Source organism: Bordetella hinzii LMG 13501 (genome assembly GCF_001548475.1).
Taxonomy (GTDB): domain Bacteria; phylum Pseudomonadota; class Gammaproteobacteria; order Burkholderiales; family Burkholderiaceae_B; genus Bordetella; species Bordetella hinzii.
Genome location: NZ_LRUJ01000006.1, coordinates 146,904 through 162,726 on the forward strand (window position 1 = coordinate 146,904; position 15,823 = coordinate 162,726).

A 15,823-nucleotide genomic window follows, 5' to 3' on the forward strand; every position below is an offset into this window, starting at 1 on the left:
GCGGGGCGGCCAGGCCCCGCGCTTCCCTCTCCCTTGCGTCGTGCCCGCCGGCCGCCTTGCGCGGTGGCCGGCGGGCACGCGCGCTTGCAGATCAAAGGAAAGACATGAAAACCCTGCATACCGATATCGCCGTCGTCGGTGCCGGCACGGCCGGGCTGGCGGCCTACCGGGCCGCGCGCGCCGCCGGCAAGCGCGCCGTCATCATTGAGGGCGGTCCTTATGGCACGACCTGCGCCCGCGTGGGCTGCATGCCCTCCAAGCTTCTGATTGCGGCCGCCGAAGCGGCCCATGCGGCCCGCCATACCGATGCCTTCGGTGTGCAGGTAGCCGGCCCGGTGAGCGTGGACGGTCCCGCCGTGATGGACCGGGTCAAGCGCGAGCGCGACCGTTTCGTGGGATTTGTGCTCGAGGGCGTGGAGAACCTTCCCGCCGAGGATAAGCTGCACGGCTATGCGCGCTTTGTCAGCGATGGGGTGCTGCGCGTGGACGATCACACCGAGGTCCATGCCAGCCGCGTGGTCATCGCCACCGGCTCGCGGCCGGCCATCCCCCCGCCTTTCCAGGCCCTGGGCGACCGGCTGGTGGTCAACGACGACGTCTTCGCCTGGGACACGCTGCCGGCCAGCGTGGCCGTTTTCGGGCCCGGCGTCATCGGGCTGGAACTCGGCCAGGCGCTGGCGCGCCTGGGCGTGAAAGTGCGCGTCTTCGGCGTGAGCGGCAGCCTGGGCGGCATCAGCGACCCCGCCGTGCGCCAGGCGGCGCGCAAGATCTTCCAAGGCGAGTTCTACCTCGATCCGGATGCCCGCGTGCTGGAGACCCAGCGCATCGGCGACGAGGTCGAGGTCCGCTACATCGCCCTGGACAATACCGAGCATGTCGAGCGTTTCGAATACGCGCTGGTGGCGACGGGCCGCCGGCCCAATGTCGACAAGCTGGGCCTGGAGAACACGACGCTCGAACTCGACGCGCGCGGGGTGCCGCGCTTTGACCGCCTGACCATGCAGGCCGGCGACTCGGCCATCTTCATTGCCGGCGACGCCAACGCCGATGCGCCCTTGCTGCACGAGGCGGCTGACGAAGGCCGCATCGCGGGCGAGAATGCTGCGCGCTTTCCCGACGTGCGCCCGGGTTTGCGGCGCGCGCCGCTGGGCGTGGTGTTTTCGGACCCGCAGATCGCGCTGGTGGGCACGCCCCATGCGCGCCTGGAGGCCGGCCAATATGTGACCGGCGCGGTGGATTTCAGCGACCAGGGGCGTTCGCGCGTGATGCTGAAAAACCGCGGCCTGCTGCACGTCTATGCCGACATTGCCACGGGCCGCTTCCTGGGCGCCGAAATGATAGGCCCCAGCGCCGAGCATATTGGCCATCTGCTGGCCTGGGCGGCGCAGCAGGAGCTGACCATCGCCCGGATGCTGGAGATGCCCTTCTACCATCCCGTGGTGGAGGAGGGCCTGCGCACCGCCCTGCGCGATGCGGCGGCCCGCCTGGCCCAGGCCGGCGCGAAGCGCGCCGCCTGAGGGCGGCCGTTCAGGCGGCGCGGCCGGGATTCTCCACGTATTGCAGCGTGAACCCGGCGCGGTCGTCCTGGGCCAATTCGCGCGCCAGATAGGGCATGGCCTCCTTGAGGGCGGCCTCCAGCGTCCAGGGCGGGTTGACCAGGAACATCCCGCTGCCGTGCAGGCCGAAGCCGTCGCCGGCCGGACGCTTGACGCTCAGGGTGGCATGCAGCCAGCTCTTGACCGGCAGGCGTTCGAGCATGCGGGCCATCTCGCCGGCCTCGCGCCGCTGCACCAGCGGATACCACACGGCATAAGTGCCGGTGGCAAAGCGCTTGACGCCTTCCTTGACCGCCGTCAGGGTGCGGCGGTAGTCCTGCTTGTCTTCATACGAAGGATCGATGAGCACCATGCCGCGCCGCGTGGGCGGCGGCAGCAGCGCCTTCACCCCTTCAAAGCCGTCGGTGGCGTAGACCGTGGTCTGGCGCAGCGACACCCGGTCGCGCTGCTCCAGGTTGTTGACCAGGATGCCGGATTCATTCGGGTGCATCTCGAAAAGGCGCAGGCGGTCTCGGTCACGCAAGGCGTCCAGCGTCAGCCAGGGCGAGCCCGGGTAATGACGCAGCTTGCCCGAAGGATTGTAGGCCCGCACCCGCGCCACATAGTCGGCCAGCAAGGCAGGCAGGTCATCGCGCTCCCACAGCCGGCCGATGCCGTCGGCGAACTCGGCGTTTTTGCTGGCCCAGTCGCTATCCAGCGCATACAGGCCGGCGCCGGCGTGGGTGTCCACCACCCAGTAGGGCGCGTCCTTGCGATTGAAATACTCCAGCGTGTGGATCAGGATGGCATGCTTGAGGACATCGGCATGGTTGCCGGCATGGAAAGCGTGGCGATAGCTGAACACGGCGGCCCTTTTACGCCGTCGGCCGGATATCGGCCAGCTTGTCGGTAAAGATGGCGTCCATGCCCCAGGCCAGCAGTTCGCGGGCGCGGGACGGGTCATTGACCGTCCAGGCGGCGATCCGATAGCCCGCGGCGTGCACGGCCTCGATGAGCTCGGGCGTGGCGTCCTTCTGGTTGATGTTCAGGGCGATGCAGCCATGGCGCGCCAGGCGTTCGCGCCAGTCGGCGGGCACTTTCTCGACCAGCAGGGCGCGGGGCAGATGCGGGGCGACGCGGCGGGCCTCGGCCAGCGACGCCTCCTCGAAGGAAGAGAGCAGGGGCGGCACCGCGGCGCCTTGCCAGTATTCGGCGCACAGGCGCGCGACTTCGGCGCCCGTCTCCGCTTCGCGCCCAGGGCAGGGCTTGATCTCCACATTGCAGGCAATGCCGTTGGCGCGCGTGTAGCGCGCGACCGAGACAAAGCTGGGCACCGGCTCGCCCGCATAGGCCGGTGAATGCCAACTGCCGGCATCCAGCAGGGAGAGTTCGGTATAGGTCTTGTCCCGGGCCGGGCCGCTGCCATCCGTGCTGCGGTCGACGTCGTCATCGTGCATCAGAATGGCGATATTGTCGCGGCTGAGCTTCACGTCGAACTCGAACATCGTAAACCCCTGCGCCGCGCCGACATGCATGGCCGCCAGGGTGTTTTCGGGGGCCAGATGGCCGCCGCCGCGATGGGCAATATAAGGAGAATAGGGCCAGGCCGGCAGGGGGGACGTCATGTGCAAGACCTCAAGCAAGAAATACGGGTCGGAAACAGCGGGTTTCACGGCATGCAAGCATACTCCCTAACGAGGGACGGGGCTCGCCCTGACGGGGGGTGGGCAGGGGCCCCGGAGGTGGTAAACTCCGGCGGCTGGCCCGGCACGGTTCTGTATCAAGAGCGCTGCGGGGTCCGGGCGAGCGTCCGGGCGAATTGTCTTCGCCTTTTTTTATGCGTTTTTGGCTTGGCACGGGGCCGCGCCAATCTGGCAACAGGAAATACATGTTTGAATTTATTCGCACCCATCGGCGTTGGATGCAGTTCATCCTGCTGCTTCTGATCGTGCCGTCATTCGCATTGGTCGGCGTGCAGAGCTACACCCATTTCGTCAATGGCGAACCCGAGCTGGCCAGCGTCGCGGGGCAGGGAATCAAACAGTCGGAATTCGACATGGCCCACCGCAACCAGTTGGAGCAATTCCGCCAGCGCCTGGGCACGCAATTCGACCCGGCCGTGCTGGATACGCCCGCCATGCGCGAACAGTTGCTCAATCAGCTGATCGACCAGCGCCTGCTGGCCCAGGTCGCGATCGACAACCGTTTCTCGGTCTCCGACGAGACGCTGCGCAACACCATCGCCGCCATTCCCCAGGTCCAGGATGACGGCCGCTTCTCGCCTGAACGCTATCGCCAAGTGCTGGCCGCCCAGGGCCTGTCGCCCACGGCCTTCGAGAACGGCCTGCGCCGCGATCTCGCCGTGGCCCGCGTGCTTGAACCCGTGGGCCTGTCCGCCCGCGCGCCGCAAGCCGTGGTCCAGGACGTCGAGCAGGCCCTCACCCAGAAGCGCACCATCCAGCTGCGCAGCTTTGCCGCCGCGGACTACCGTTCCAAGGTCACCGTGACGCCACAGGACATCCAGTCCTGGTACGACGCCAACAAGGAGTCGCTGCGCGTGCCCGAGCAGGTCCAGGCGCAATACCTGGTCCTGGACGAAGCCGCCGCCACGCAGGGCATCGAGGTCAAGGACGAAGACGTCGCCACCTATTACGAACAAAACAAGAACCGCTTCGGCACGCCCGAGCAGCGCCGTGCCAGCCACATCCTGATCAATGCTCCGGCCGGCGAGTCGCAGGACGCGCGCAAGGCCGCCCGCGCCAAGGCCGAGGAAATCGCCCGCCAGGCCGCCGCCAATCCGGCCGGCTTTGCCGACCTCGCCAAGCAAGCGTCGCAGGATGCCGGTTCGGCCGCGCAGGGCGGTGACCTGGGCTGGATCGCCGCCAACTCCGTGCCCCCCAGCGTACAGCAGGCCATCGCCGGCCTGGCCAAAGAGGCCGTCTCCGGCGTGGTGGAAAGCCCGTTCGGCTTCCACATTCTCAAAGTCACCGAGATCAAGCCGGCGCAGGTCAAGCCCCTGGCCGAAGTCAAGGAGCAGATCACCGCCGAGATCCGCAAGCAGCTGGCCTCGGCCCGCTTCGCCGAAATGGCCACCAAGCTGCAAGGCGCCGTCTATGACCAGCGCGACAGCCTGCAGCCCGCCGCGGACGCCCTGGGCCTGAAGCTGCGCACGGCGGCCGGCATCACCCGCGGCGGCCTGCTGCCGGCCGACCAGGCGGGCGCCGGCTCGGCCTCGGCCAGCCCTGATGCCGCCATGCTGGACAACCCGCGCGTGCGCCAGGCGCTGTTTGCCGCCGACGTGCTGCGCGAAAAGCAGAACACCGGGGTCATCGAGCTCGCGCCGGACACCTTGCTGGCCCTGCGCGTGGCGGCGGTCGAGCCCTCGCAGATTCCGCCGCTGGACAAGGTCAAGGACAGCATCCGCGCTCGCCTGCTCGATGAGCGCTCGGCCCAGGCCGCCCGCGAAGCCGGCGAACAGGCCCTGAAGGCGCTGCAAGCCCAGGACCAGGCCGAAGGCTTTGCCGCCGCGCTGACCATTTCCCGCCAGGACCCGGCCAACCTGCCGCGCAACCTGGTGGACGCCGCCATGCGCCTGGATGCCGCCAAGCTGCCGGCCTATGCCGGCGTGGCTTCGGGCAATGACTATGTGCTGGTCCGCCTGGAGAAGGTCGAGGCCGGCCAGCCCGATGCCCAGGCTGCCGCGATGCTGGGCCGCCAGCTGGGCAGCGCCTGGGGCGAGGCCGAAGACCAGGCGGTGCTCAAGATGCTGCGTGAGGCCTACAAAGTCCAGATCCTGCCCGCCGCGGCTTCTGTCATCAAGGGAGATCAGCCCGCCGAAGGCTGATCCGCGCGCAGCAAGGGTTCCAGGCCCGGCCAGACGTTGTCCAACAGCGTCGGCTGGGCTTTTTCATTGGGATGTATGCCATCGGCCTGGAAAAGCGCGCGGTCGGTCGCCATGCCTTCCATCAGGAAGGGCACCAGCGCGGCTTGCTCCTTCTGGGCCACGGTCTGGAACACGCGGGCGAAGCGCTCGGCGTAGTCCCGGCCGTAGTTGGGCGGAATCTGCATGCCGACGATGAGCACGCGGGCGCCGGCCGACTTGGCCTGTTGCGTCATGGCGGTGAGATTGCTTTCGGTCATGTCCAGGGCCAGGCCGCGCAAGGCATCGTTGGAGCCCAGCTCCAGCACGACGACGGCCGGCGCATGCCGGGCCAGGAGGGCGGGCAGGCGCGCCTTGCCGCCGCTGGTGGTGTCGCCGCTGATGCTGGCATTGACGACTTGGTAATTCGGGTATTGTTCAGACACGCGGCGGGCGAGCAGCGGCACCCAGCCGGAGCCCCGCGCAAGGCCATATTCGGCTGACAGGCTATCTCCCACCACCAGCACGGTATGGGAACCCGGCGCGGCGGCCGCGGTCTGAGCCTGTGCCGCCGGCAGCATCGCCAGCATCAACAGCGATGCGGACAAAACACGGAAAAATGAGCGCATGGATAACAGGAACGCGATAGAAGTGGTGGGTCTGGGCAAGCGCGTGGCCGACGCCACGGGTGAGCTCACCATACTGGATGGCCTCGATTTTACGATCCGTGCCGGCGAGGCTGTCGCCATCACGGGCAGCTCGGGGTCGGGCAAGTCCACTTTGCTCGGACTGCTGGCCGGCCTGGATGTTCCCTCCGAAGGCAAGGTCCGCCTGGCCGGACAGGACCTGTTCGCGCTGGACGAAGACGGACGGGCGCGGCTGCGGGCCAGCCATCTGGGTTTTGTCTTCCAATCCTTCCAGCTGCTGCCCAATCTCACGGCGCTGGAGAACGTCATGCTGCCGCTGGAGCTGGCCGGCAAGCCCGGCGCCGAGGCCCGCCAGGCGGCCCAGCTCATGCTCGAACGGGTCGGCCTGCGCGCGCGCCTGCACCACTATCCCCGCACGCTGTCCGGCGGCGAGCAGCAGCGCGTATCGCTGGCGCGCGCCTTCGTGGTCGATCCTTCATTGCTGTTCGCCGACGAACCCACCGGCAGCCTGGACGCGGCCACCGGGCAAACCGTCATCGACCTGATGTTCGATCTGCATCGCGAGCACGGGGCCACCCTGGTGCTGGTCACCCATGATCCGGACCTGGCGGCGCGCTGCGACCGCCAGCTGGTGCTGGCCGCCGGGCGCCTGCAGGCCTAGCGCCGGCCGTTTTAGCGCCTGCCGGCGCGGCGCCATTCCAGCATGCCGATCACGATGCCGCTGGCGCAGATGATGGCGATGCCCAGCCAGGTCAGCGCATCCGGGAAATGTCCCCACAGCAGCCAGCCCATGGTCGTGGCGCTGACGATCTGCAGATACACAAACGGCGCTAGCGTGGAGGCCGAGGCATTGCGATAGGCGGCGATCTGCAGCAAGTGCCCCAAGGCGCCGGACAGGCCGGTCGACACCAGCACCAGCCAGTTGAGCGGGCTCAGTTGCGCCAGCACCGGCAGCGCGGGCGGCAGAATGAAGGGCAGGGCGGCCGTCAGGCAGGCCGTGCCCACCAGGCCGCTCCAGATCAGCGAGGTATAGGCGTCGTCGCTGGCCACCCGCCTCGTCAGGATGAATTGCGCCGCGAAGCAGAGCGCGGTCAACAGGCCGAAGACCACACCCACCGGGTCCAGGCCGCCGCCCGGCCGGATGACGATCAGCACGCCCAGAAAGGCCACGCCACAGGCGATCCAGCGCGACAGCCGCGGCGGTTCGCGCAGGATCCAGGGCGCGACGGACAACACGATCAGGGGCGCCAGGAAATTGATCGCGGTGGCTTCGGCCTGGTGCAGATAGCGCAAGGTCGTGAAGAACATCAGGGTGGCGCAGAACATGGCCGCGCCGCGCAGGATCTGGTCGCGAGGCCGCTTGGCGCGCAGGATGCCCTTGCCGCGGGCCGGCACGATAAGCGCGGTCACGAGGATCAGGTGCACGACATAGCGCACCCAGCACAGCACCAGCAGCGGCACGCCCGCGGCCATGACCCATTTGCCACTGGCGTCCAGGCAGGACAGCGTCCATAGCGACAGGATCAGCAACAGCACGCCGACCAGAGGACGGCTGGCCGCGGCCTGGGAAGTCGACAAGCCGGATGGCGTGCCCAGGCCGGCGCGGGCCTGTTGCATGGGGATCTCCTTGAGTCTGTTTTTATCGGTGGGCGCAAGCGCGCCGTCAATCATACGCTTTTCCCGAGTCAGGACTGGCGGCCCGCGGGCCGGCGCAAGGGTTAATTAGTCCTGTGCTGTCCGATGCTGCTCGGGGTAATTGCCTAGCTCCTTGTCCTGGATTCCAGAGGGGCGGGCATGTGCTCTCTCCCTGTTAAGAAAAATCCTACATCTGCTTAGGAAACCGTCAAGTGTTGCGCCCAACCCGTGATCTGCATCATGTGCGCCAGTCTTTCCCTATCGAACCCGGCCATCAGGCAAAGCAGAAGCCCGATCCGCCGCAATAACTGAAAACGTTGACAGGAATCCTCCGTGAACGCCTCGCTCTATCGATTGATATTCAGCAAAGTGCTTGGGATGTATGTCCCCGTCTCCGAGATCAAGACCGCCGGCCGCCGCAAGACCGCGCGCACGCGCAAGGGCGACAGCTGCCCGGCCCGCTTGAGCCTGCTCTCATCGGCCTTGTGTCTGGCCTTTGGCCTGGCGGGACAGTCATCCGCCCAGGTCGTCCCGGCAGGTGGCGCGACAACGACGCATCATTCGGCGTCCGGCGTGCCGATCGTCAATATCGCCGCGCCCGACGCCCATGGCCTGTCGCACAACCAGTTCCAGCAGCTCAATACCGTGGCGCCCGGGGTCGTGTTCAACAACAGCACGGTCGACGGCCGCTCGCAGATCGCCGGCCAGATCAGCCGCAACCCGAATCTGGGCGCCACGCTGGCCAGCACCATCCTGTCCGAAGTCACCGGCACCGGCCCGAGCAGCCTGCAGGGCACGCTGGAGGTCTTTGGCGGCAAGGCCAACCTCATCATCGCCAATCCCAACGGCATCAGCGTCAACGGCCTGAGCACCCTGAACACTAACAGCCTGACCCTGTCCACCGGCGTGCCGAGCGCGCGTGATGGCCGGGTCACGCTGGGCGTTGACCAGGGCAAGATCACCGTCGGCGGCGGCGGGGTCAACACCGACGGCCTGAGCACCTTCGACCTGATCGCCAAGATGATCCAGATCGACGGCGTGATCGGTGATGGCACCGGCGGCTTGACCGACATCAAGGCCGTGGCCGGCAGCGGCAGTTTCGACACGTCGACCCGCGACCTGACCAGCGCCGTGGGCCGTGTTCGTGGGGCGGCCGGGGCCCATACCGGATATGCCATCGATGGCAGCGCCGCCGGCGCCATGCACGGCAAGGCCATCGCGCTCATTGCCACCGACGCCGGCCTGGGAGTGCGCCAGCCGGGCATGCTGGCCTCGCCCGGCGACATTTCGATCGATGCGAGTGGCAATGTCGAGGTCGGCACCGTGAAGGCCCGCGGGGTTCACATGCATTCCGGGGCGGACATCAAGGTTGCCGCGGCCGCAGCCACGGGACGGCTTTCCGTCAACGCGGGCCGTCACCTGACCCTGGACAGTGCGGCGAGCGCGCAGGGCGCGGATCTGACCGCCGAGCGAGGCGATATGCAATTGGGTCCGGGCATCGGTACCGGCGAGCGAGACGCTTCCCTGTTCCGGGGCGGACTGAATATATCGGTCCGGCAAGGCAGTCTCGTCGTGTCGCGCGCCATCAAGACCGATACCCTGGCGGTCAAGGCGCACAACGTGGTGTTTCGCAATGCGATGGTGGAGGCCTCGGGCAAGGCCGGCACGGCCAACAGCGTGGATATCGAGGCGACCGGGCGCGTCGTGCTGATGGGCAGTTTCCATGGCCTCGATGAAGGCGACGCCCCTATCGTGGATTCCGTGGTCAGACTGGAAGATGGCCGTCCGATCGTGGAGAAGGCAAGCTCGGGCGAGCTTCTTCCGGGTGCATCCATTGGTTCGGACGGGGGCGTGCGGGCGCTGGCGGGCGATGTCCTGATCAAAGGCGCTCACCTGGAGAACCAGCGGGGCATCATCGCGACCAGGGAGGGCGAGGTGACAGTCGAGCTTACCGGCGACATGCACAACCTCGGCCTTATCGACGGTAAACAGAAGCTGACGGTGTCAGCGCAGAACATCAAGAACGAATTCGAGCTGTCCTCTCACGGAGGGGTCAGCGTCTCCGCGCGAGGCAAGCTGGATAATCTGGCGGAGATATCGAACCTGGGAGGCCGGGGTGGCGCCGGCCGGCCGGATGGCGATCACCAGCTGAATATCCGGGTCGGCGCCGAGTTGAACAACAGCGGCTTCATCGCGTCCTCGCACAAGATCACGGTCGCGGGCCTGGCGCCTGACGCCTCCCGGCCGGCGATCCGCAATGCGGCCACCGGCCGCTTCGACAGCCATGGGCTCGAAGTCAGCGCCAACAGCTTCGACAGCGAGGGTAAGGTCACGGTGCGCGAGAGAGGGGCAACGTTCGATGTCGACGGCGTCTATCGCTCGACGAACGAACTCATCGCCGTGGGAGACGACGGGGAGGGGAACAGCCTGCAGGTGCGCGCCGGCAGCGTGGACATCGATGGCAAGGTCCAGGCCGGCCACTTCATGAAACTGACGGTCGCCGGTGACACCCGCTTTGGCTCCCGCACCGAACTCCGGGCCAGGGATCTTGATATTTCGACCCGCGACCTGTACAACGCGGGCGTGCACAGTATCGGCGGCACGTTCAGCGTCAAGGCGGACGGCGGGATCGAAAACCAGGGCAAGATCCAGGCCCGGGCAATGAGCCTGGCCGCCCAGGGGGACATCCGCAACCTGGGGCAGAAAGCGGTGTTGCGCAGCCTGGACGCGCTGCAGGCGCAGGCGGGCGGCGATTTTGTCAACGAAGGTTTGCTGCGGGCCAAGGCGCTGGACCTGCGCGCGAAAAGCGTCGACAACCAGGCCACCGGCATGATGGCGGCCACCCAGGCCGAGCTGGCGGTGGCGCAAACGCTGACCAATGCCGGGGAGATCAAGGTCGGGCAATTGACGGCCGACGCCCGCACCCTGGATAACCGCGCCGGAGGCAGTATCCACGTCGATGACGCCACGTTGACCACACAGGCGTTGGACAACGCCGGCGCCATCGAAGCCAGCCATGATCTGCACGCCACGACCCACGACTACGCCAATACCGGGACATTCAGCGCCGGTCACGACCTGACCCTGGTCATTACGGACCCGGCGGGCTTGACGATAGATGCCGGGCGCCAGTCGCCCACCGCCAACGGCACGCTCACCCTCGATGCGCGCTCCATCGCGGTGCGCGGCGAAGGGGTGCAGAATCCAGGTAACGTCGTCATGAAGGCCCGCGCGGGCAATATCGATAACCACACCCAGATCGCCGCGCTGGGCAACCTCGATATGGTCGCGTCGGGGGATATCGCCAATCATGCCGGATCGTTGATGTGGGCGAGCGGCAATGTCAGCATGCGCGGCCGCAACATCCTCAATCGGCCGGATGCCTGGGTCTTGGCCCAAAATGGCGATATCACGCTGAAGGCCTCGGCCCAGGTGCGCAACGAGGTGGGCCGGATCGAGTCCGGCGGCAAGCTGGTCGTCGACGCGCCGTGGATTGAAAATGTTTCCGAACTGAGCGGCGAGATTCGTATCAGCGACAAGCCGGAAGAGCGCGTCACCGGTTCGCATAGCCTGGGCTACTGGCAGACGGGGCGTTGGGTCAAGACCATCATCCATGATTTTGAAGTCCGCCGCCCCATCGCGGATCTCGAGGTCAAGCAGGGCGTGATGCGAGCCGGCGGGGATGTCGACCTGAATCAGCATGAGCAAAAAGGCCGGGACGCCAGCGTCTATAACGAAGGCACGATTCTGGCGGGCGGGACGCTGCATGTCGATGGCAGCGTCGAGAACCGCTCTTTGTCCCGTCAATTGGATGTCCTGGATTTCCTGAAGATGAACAGGAAGAAAGGCGGGTATGAGACCTGGGTCCAGGACCAGGGCGCGATCGCCCATGGCCATTGGGGGGGGTTCGATTCCCTTTATGAGATGCTGGACTATATCCTCGCGGACCCCAATCGTTGGCACCGTCTTTTCGTTGCTTACGGTTATCACCCCACGGCCGCACTGACGCCGGTACTGGCGGCAGCCGATATGAGCAAGGCCCCCATGCTGCAAAAAGTCCTGGGCGCGGCATTGGGCGCGGACTGGCGTGGCTTGTCGCCCCATGAGGTGGCCGGCCGCTGGAAGGAATTCAAGGCAGGGCGCCGTGGAGGCAAGCTGGATTTCTATCCCATGGCGCAGACGGTGATGGCTGGCGTGCAGGGCGTCCAGCACACGGGTGGCGGCATGATCATGGGCGGCAACGCCACCCAGAGCGCGTCGGAGGCTGCCGCGGACGCCACGCGGCGTCAGCCGGCCAAGATAGGCAAGAGTTCGATCTCGACCTTGGCCGGTACGCTGGACGGCACTTTTGTCCTGGGACATCCGGAGGAGGACATCGATTTGTCGTTCGAAGATCCGGTCCTGGAAGATCTGCTGAGCAACCGCTTCATGTTCGGCCGGGTGACAGCGCGCCAGGAGGGCGAGGATATCTCGACGCCTGACGCCGGGGCGCTGCCCAGGCCGTTCTTCGAGACGCGCCTGAAATTCATCGATCAAAAGCAGTTTTACGGCTCGGACTACTTCTTCAAGCGGCTGGGCTATGTGCCGCAACACGGTACGCTTGTCAGCGGCGACAACTACTTCGACACGCAGATGATCCTGCGCGAACGCGCCCGGCAACTGGGCGGCACGGAAGGCCGGATGGGCAGCGGCAGCGCCGCCACGGTCAAGGCCATGATGGACAGTGGCGCCGACGCCGCTGCGCGTCTGGGCCTGGAAGTCGGAAAGCCGCTCACGGCAGAGCAGATCGCCGAACTGAAGGAAGACATCGTCTGGTACACCTGGGTCACCATCGATGGCGCCCAGGTACTGATGCCGCGCGTCTATCTGGCCGGCACGAGCCAGAAGTCTGCCGATGCGATGCGCAAGAAAGGTGGTGCCGTCGTGGCATCCGCCGGCTCGATCAGCGTGAATACCGGCGGAGAGGATGTCGCGGTCCACAACGCCGCATTCGTGGGCGGCGATGTGGATATCCGCGCCGGCGAGGGCAAGGTGAACCTGACCAACACGGGCGGCGTCTCCGGCGGGATATCCAGCGATGGCGAGGCCAAGGTGCAGGGCAAGGATATCCTCTTGGCAGGCGGCGTCGTGGAGGGCAAGAACGTCGATCTCGAAGCCACCGGCAAACTGGACATCATTGTCGGCATGGGCTATGACGAGAAGGGCCGCCTGGTGACGCGCGACGGGGCGCCGCAGGTCGACGGCGAGTCCGTCAAGCTGGCCGCCTCGGAAATCAAGACCGAGGGTGCGGTCCTGAACGCCGAGGACACGCTCGACATGCAGGCCGGCACAATCAAGCTGGGGGCGGCCAAGGAAGTGGGCTCGCATTTCTCGTTCGAGGTGACCCACGGCCTGGGCGAAGCCCTGGCTGCCTTGTCGCAGACCATCACCGTGGAGCAGTCCGCGAGTGCCAGCGATGTGGGCAGCACGCTGACGGCGGGCAAACTGGTGGTCAGGACCCAGGGCGATATGGAGGTCACCGGCGGCACGGTGAGCGCCGGCCAGAGCGATATCGACATCGGTGGCAATCTTGCCCTGAAGGCGGGCGAGAACCATCTGTATGGCTACACCAAGGAAAGCCGCCGCGAGCTGTCCTTGGGCGCCGCGGCGGGCGCGGGCGGCTATGAGGCCAGCGCTTCACTGGGCAGCGAGGCGGGTGGCCAGGCCAAGGCCGGGCGTGGAAAGATGGCGGGCGCCCGCCTGAATGTCGGCTTTTCCGTGTCGACGGAGGAAAGCACGCTGCACGGCAAGACCTATGACAACGCCCAATTCAATGTCGGCGACGGCACGGTCAAGGTTGCCGGTACGGCCGATCTGGGGGGCGCCGACATCAACGGCGACCGGGCTGGTCTTCCGGCTGGCGACGCTTCGGGTGGATTGACCATCGAGGCGGGCGATATCAAGACCACCAAGTATGTCGATGAGCTCAAGGCCCAGACTTCGTACTCCCGCTTCACGCTGGGCAGCGAAGTCAGCGCCGGTTCTTCCATCGCGACCACGGCTTCGCGGTTTGGCGACATGATCGCCCAGACCCGCGACGATCCGAAACGCAAGATCGATCCGGCCCTGGCCGCCGCCATGGCGGCCACCGAGGCGACGCAGTTGGTGTTCTCGGATACCGGCTCGATTACGGGTACGGTCAAGATAGGCGGCGAGTGGGGGCACAGCGACACCACGGAGACCAAGGAGAACACCCAGACCTTCGGCGGCAATATCAAGCTGGTTGCCGGCAAGGGCGATATTTCGCTCGTGGGCACGCAGTTCAAGGGCGGTGACATCGTCTCCCTCGAGGCCAAGGGCGATGTTTCCTTGCGGGCGGCGGAGTCCACGACGGTCACACACGGCGAGGACCATTCGCTGTCGCTCGCGGGTTCGATCAATGGTGGAGTCAATGCCGCCTTGGGCTCGGCTGGCGTCGGGCTCTCCGCTGGCCTCTCGGGTTCGCACATGGTGACCACCGAGGACAGCAAGACCTACCAGAATGCCAAGATCGAGGCCGGCGAGGTCAACATCAAGTCGGGCGGAGATCTCTCGCTGGAGGGCGCGACGGTCAAGGCCGGCCAGGACGCCAATATCGATGTCGCGGGCGATACACGTATCGTGAGCCTGCAAAATGATGTCAACAAGAAGGCTGAAGGCGGCACCTGGTCGGTGGGCGCGGTCGCCAGCATCAACACCAAGACCATAGGCTCGGCCTCGGCCACCGTGGGCTTCGCGGCCGAGCACCATCACGACAATGCCAAGGTCGTGGGAGAGCAGGCAGGTATCAGCGCGGGCGGCAGCCTGAATCTGAGATCCGGCGGGGACCTCGATCTCGCCGGAGCGCATCTGACCGGAAGCTCGGGGTCGGTCGACGTGGGAGGCAAGATCACGGCGACCGAACTGCACGACAAGATCGACAAGGACGGCGGCAAGGGCGGCGCATCGACCGGGATCAATCCCACGACGGGCCTGCCCATGGTCAACGTCGAGTATGGGCGCGATGCGCGCGACCATGTCGAGGCGACCAACAAGGCCACCATCGACATCGGTGATCCTTCCAAGGTGCGCGCCGCCAAGGGTGTCGAGGGAACGCTCAATACCGACAAGAAGAAGCAGCATGAGATCACTCGCGAGGAGTACTACGCGGGCGGCGAGTCGGTGCTGTCGGTCTCTCTCAAGCCCCTGGGGGACAAGCTCAAGCGGAAGGTCGAGCCAGAGGAAGACGTTGTGATCGAACATCCGCCGGTGGTCGTCAAGACCAAGGTTATCAATACCGAGGTAGCGACGGTGACGGATCCGCGCAAGCCGCAGTATGCGGAGTTGGTGGATCCGGGTTTCCCGCCAGTGATCGTCAGGACCAAGGTTATCAATACCGAGATGGCGACGGTGACGGAGCTGCCAAAACCGCAGCGTGCGGAATGGGTCTATCCACAGAACATCGACGATGTCGATAGTGGACCGAAGCGCAACCCTGACCCGGAACCTCTGCCCAAGCCAAAGCCTCCCGTCAAGTCCAAACCTCAACCCCAGGGCGGCCGATATGCCGTACAGGAACAGGTAAAGATGGCGCAGAAACTGGTGTCGGAAATGAATCAGATGAAGGATATCAAAGGCAAGCTGGCCAAGCCTTTCACCTTTAAATTCACCGGTCCGAATGGACCGGAGAGCATCACCATCACCAAGCGCGAGCAGTTGATGGCACTTGACGGCAAGGAGCTGACGAGCAATCCATCACAAGGTGCGCCGCAGAAGTTCCGGCTGAAGGTCGAAGACGTCGGAGGCAAGAACTATCGCGTGAGCTACAAAACGGCCAAATAGACCGGACCTACTGACCTGAGCGGAAAAGGGGAGACCCTTTTCCGCTTTTTTTTTTGGCGCGATCCGGGATGACGATAAGAACAGTCATCCGATCTCTGGAGTCTGGGACTCGTCTTGCTTGCCGGTCTTTAATGAGAAATTTCCTACGAATCAGAGGGCGTTAGCTGATAGGTGGATGAGGCTGGTCTCAATAAGATTCTTCTTATCTCATTTCCATTCAAGGCAACACCTGAAAGGGGATTTCCCTGTGCTGGGTCTTCTATTGTGGCGTCCGTCATCATGAATGGAAGCGAGAGCGATCTCCCTTA

Annotated in this window: 8 protein-coding genes; 4 read left to right on the forward strand and 4 right to left on the reverse strand. The window is 65.7% G+C overall.

What is annotated here, in order from left to right; translation table 11 throughout:
* The first annotated feature begins 104 nt into the window (after positions 1–104).
* A complete protein-coding gene (locus AXA74_RS06300) occupies positions 105–1,517 on the forward strand; it encodes a dihydrolipoyl dehydrogenase (protein ID WP_032962804.1) in 1,413 nt (470 codons plus the stop codon).
* Between the two features lie 10 nt (positions 1,518–1,527).
* Here AXA74_RS06300 and AXA74_RS06305 read toward each other — a convergent pair whose 3' ends face one another.
* Positions 1,528–2,400, reverse strand: a complete 873-nt coding sequence (locus AXA74_RS06305; RefSeq protein WP_029580766.1) for a 23S rRNA (adenine(2030)-N(6))-methyltransferase RlmJ — start codon at positions 2,398–2,400, stop codon at positions 1,528–1,530.
* Between the two features lie 10 nt (positions 2,401–2,410).
* Positions 2,411–3,160, reverse strand: coding sequence for a glycerophosphodiester phosphodiesterase (gene ugpQ, locus AXA74_RS06310; RefSeq protein WP_032962805.1), 750 nt, complete (start codon positions 3,158–3,160; stop codon positions 2,411–2,413).
* Between the two features lie 263 nt (positions 3,161–3,423).
* Between ugpQ and AXA74_RS06315 the strand changes: the two genes are divergently transcribed.
* Entirely contained in the window at positions 3,424–5,379 is a 1,956-nt protein-coding gene (locus tag AXA74_RS06315) for a SurA N-terminal domain-containing protein (RefSeq protein WP_029580768.1), read from the forward strand.
* Here the strand turns inward: AXA74_RS06315 and AXA74_RS06320 are convergent.
* On the reverse strand, positions 5,361–6,023 hold the full coding sequence (locus AXA74_RS06320; protein WP_029580769.1) for an arylesterase: 663 nt from the start codon (positions 6,021–6,023) through the stop codon (positions 5,361–5,363). The genes AXA74_RS06315 and AXA74_RS06320 overlap by 19 nt on opposite strands.
* Here AXA74_RS06320 and AXA74_RS06325 point away from each other — a divergent pair.
* Entirely contained in the window at positions 6,022–6,702 is a 681-nt protein-coding gene (locus tag AXA74_RS06325; RefSeq protein ID WP_029580770.1) for an ABC transporter ATP-binding protein, read from the forward strand. The two genes, AXA74_RS06320 and AXA74_RS06325, sit on opposite strands and share 2 nt — an antisense overlap.
* 11 nt (positions 6,703–6,713) lie before the next feature.
* Here the strand turns inward: AXA74_RS06325 and AXA74_RS06330 are convergent, their stop codons facing one another.
* Complete coding sequence (locus tag AXA74_RS06330) at positions 6,714–7,658, reverse strand: DMT family transporter (RefSeq protein ID WP_032955215.1); 945 nt, start codon at positions 7,656–7,658, stop codon at positions 6,714–6,716.
* 351 nt (positions 7,659–8,009) lie between these two features.
* Here AXA74_RS06330 and AXA74_RS06335 point away from each other — a divergent pair, with 351 nt between their 5' ends.
* Positions 8,010–15,515 carry a two-partner secretion domain-containing protein gene (locus AXA74_RS06335; protein WP_126623574.1) on the forward strand — a complete coding sequence of 2,502 codons (7,506 nt, stop codon included), beginning with the start codon at positions 8,010–8,012 and terminating at the stop codon, positions 15,513–15,515.
* Positions 15,516–15,823 lie beyond the last annotated feature (308 nt).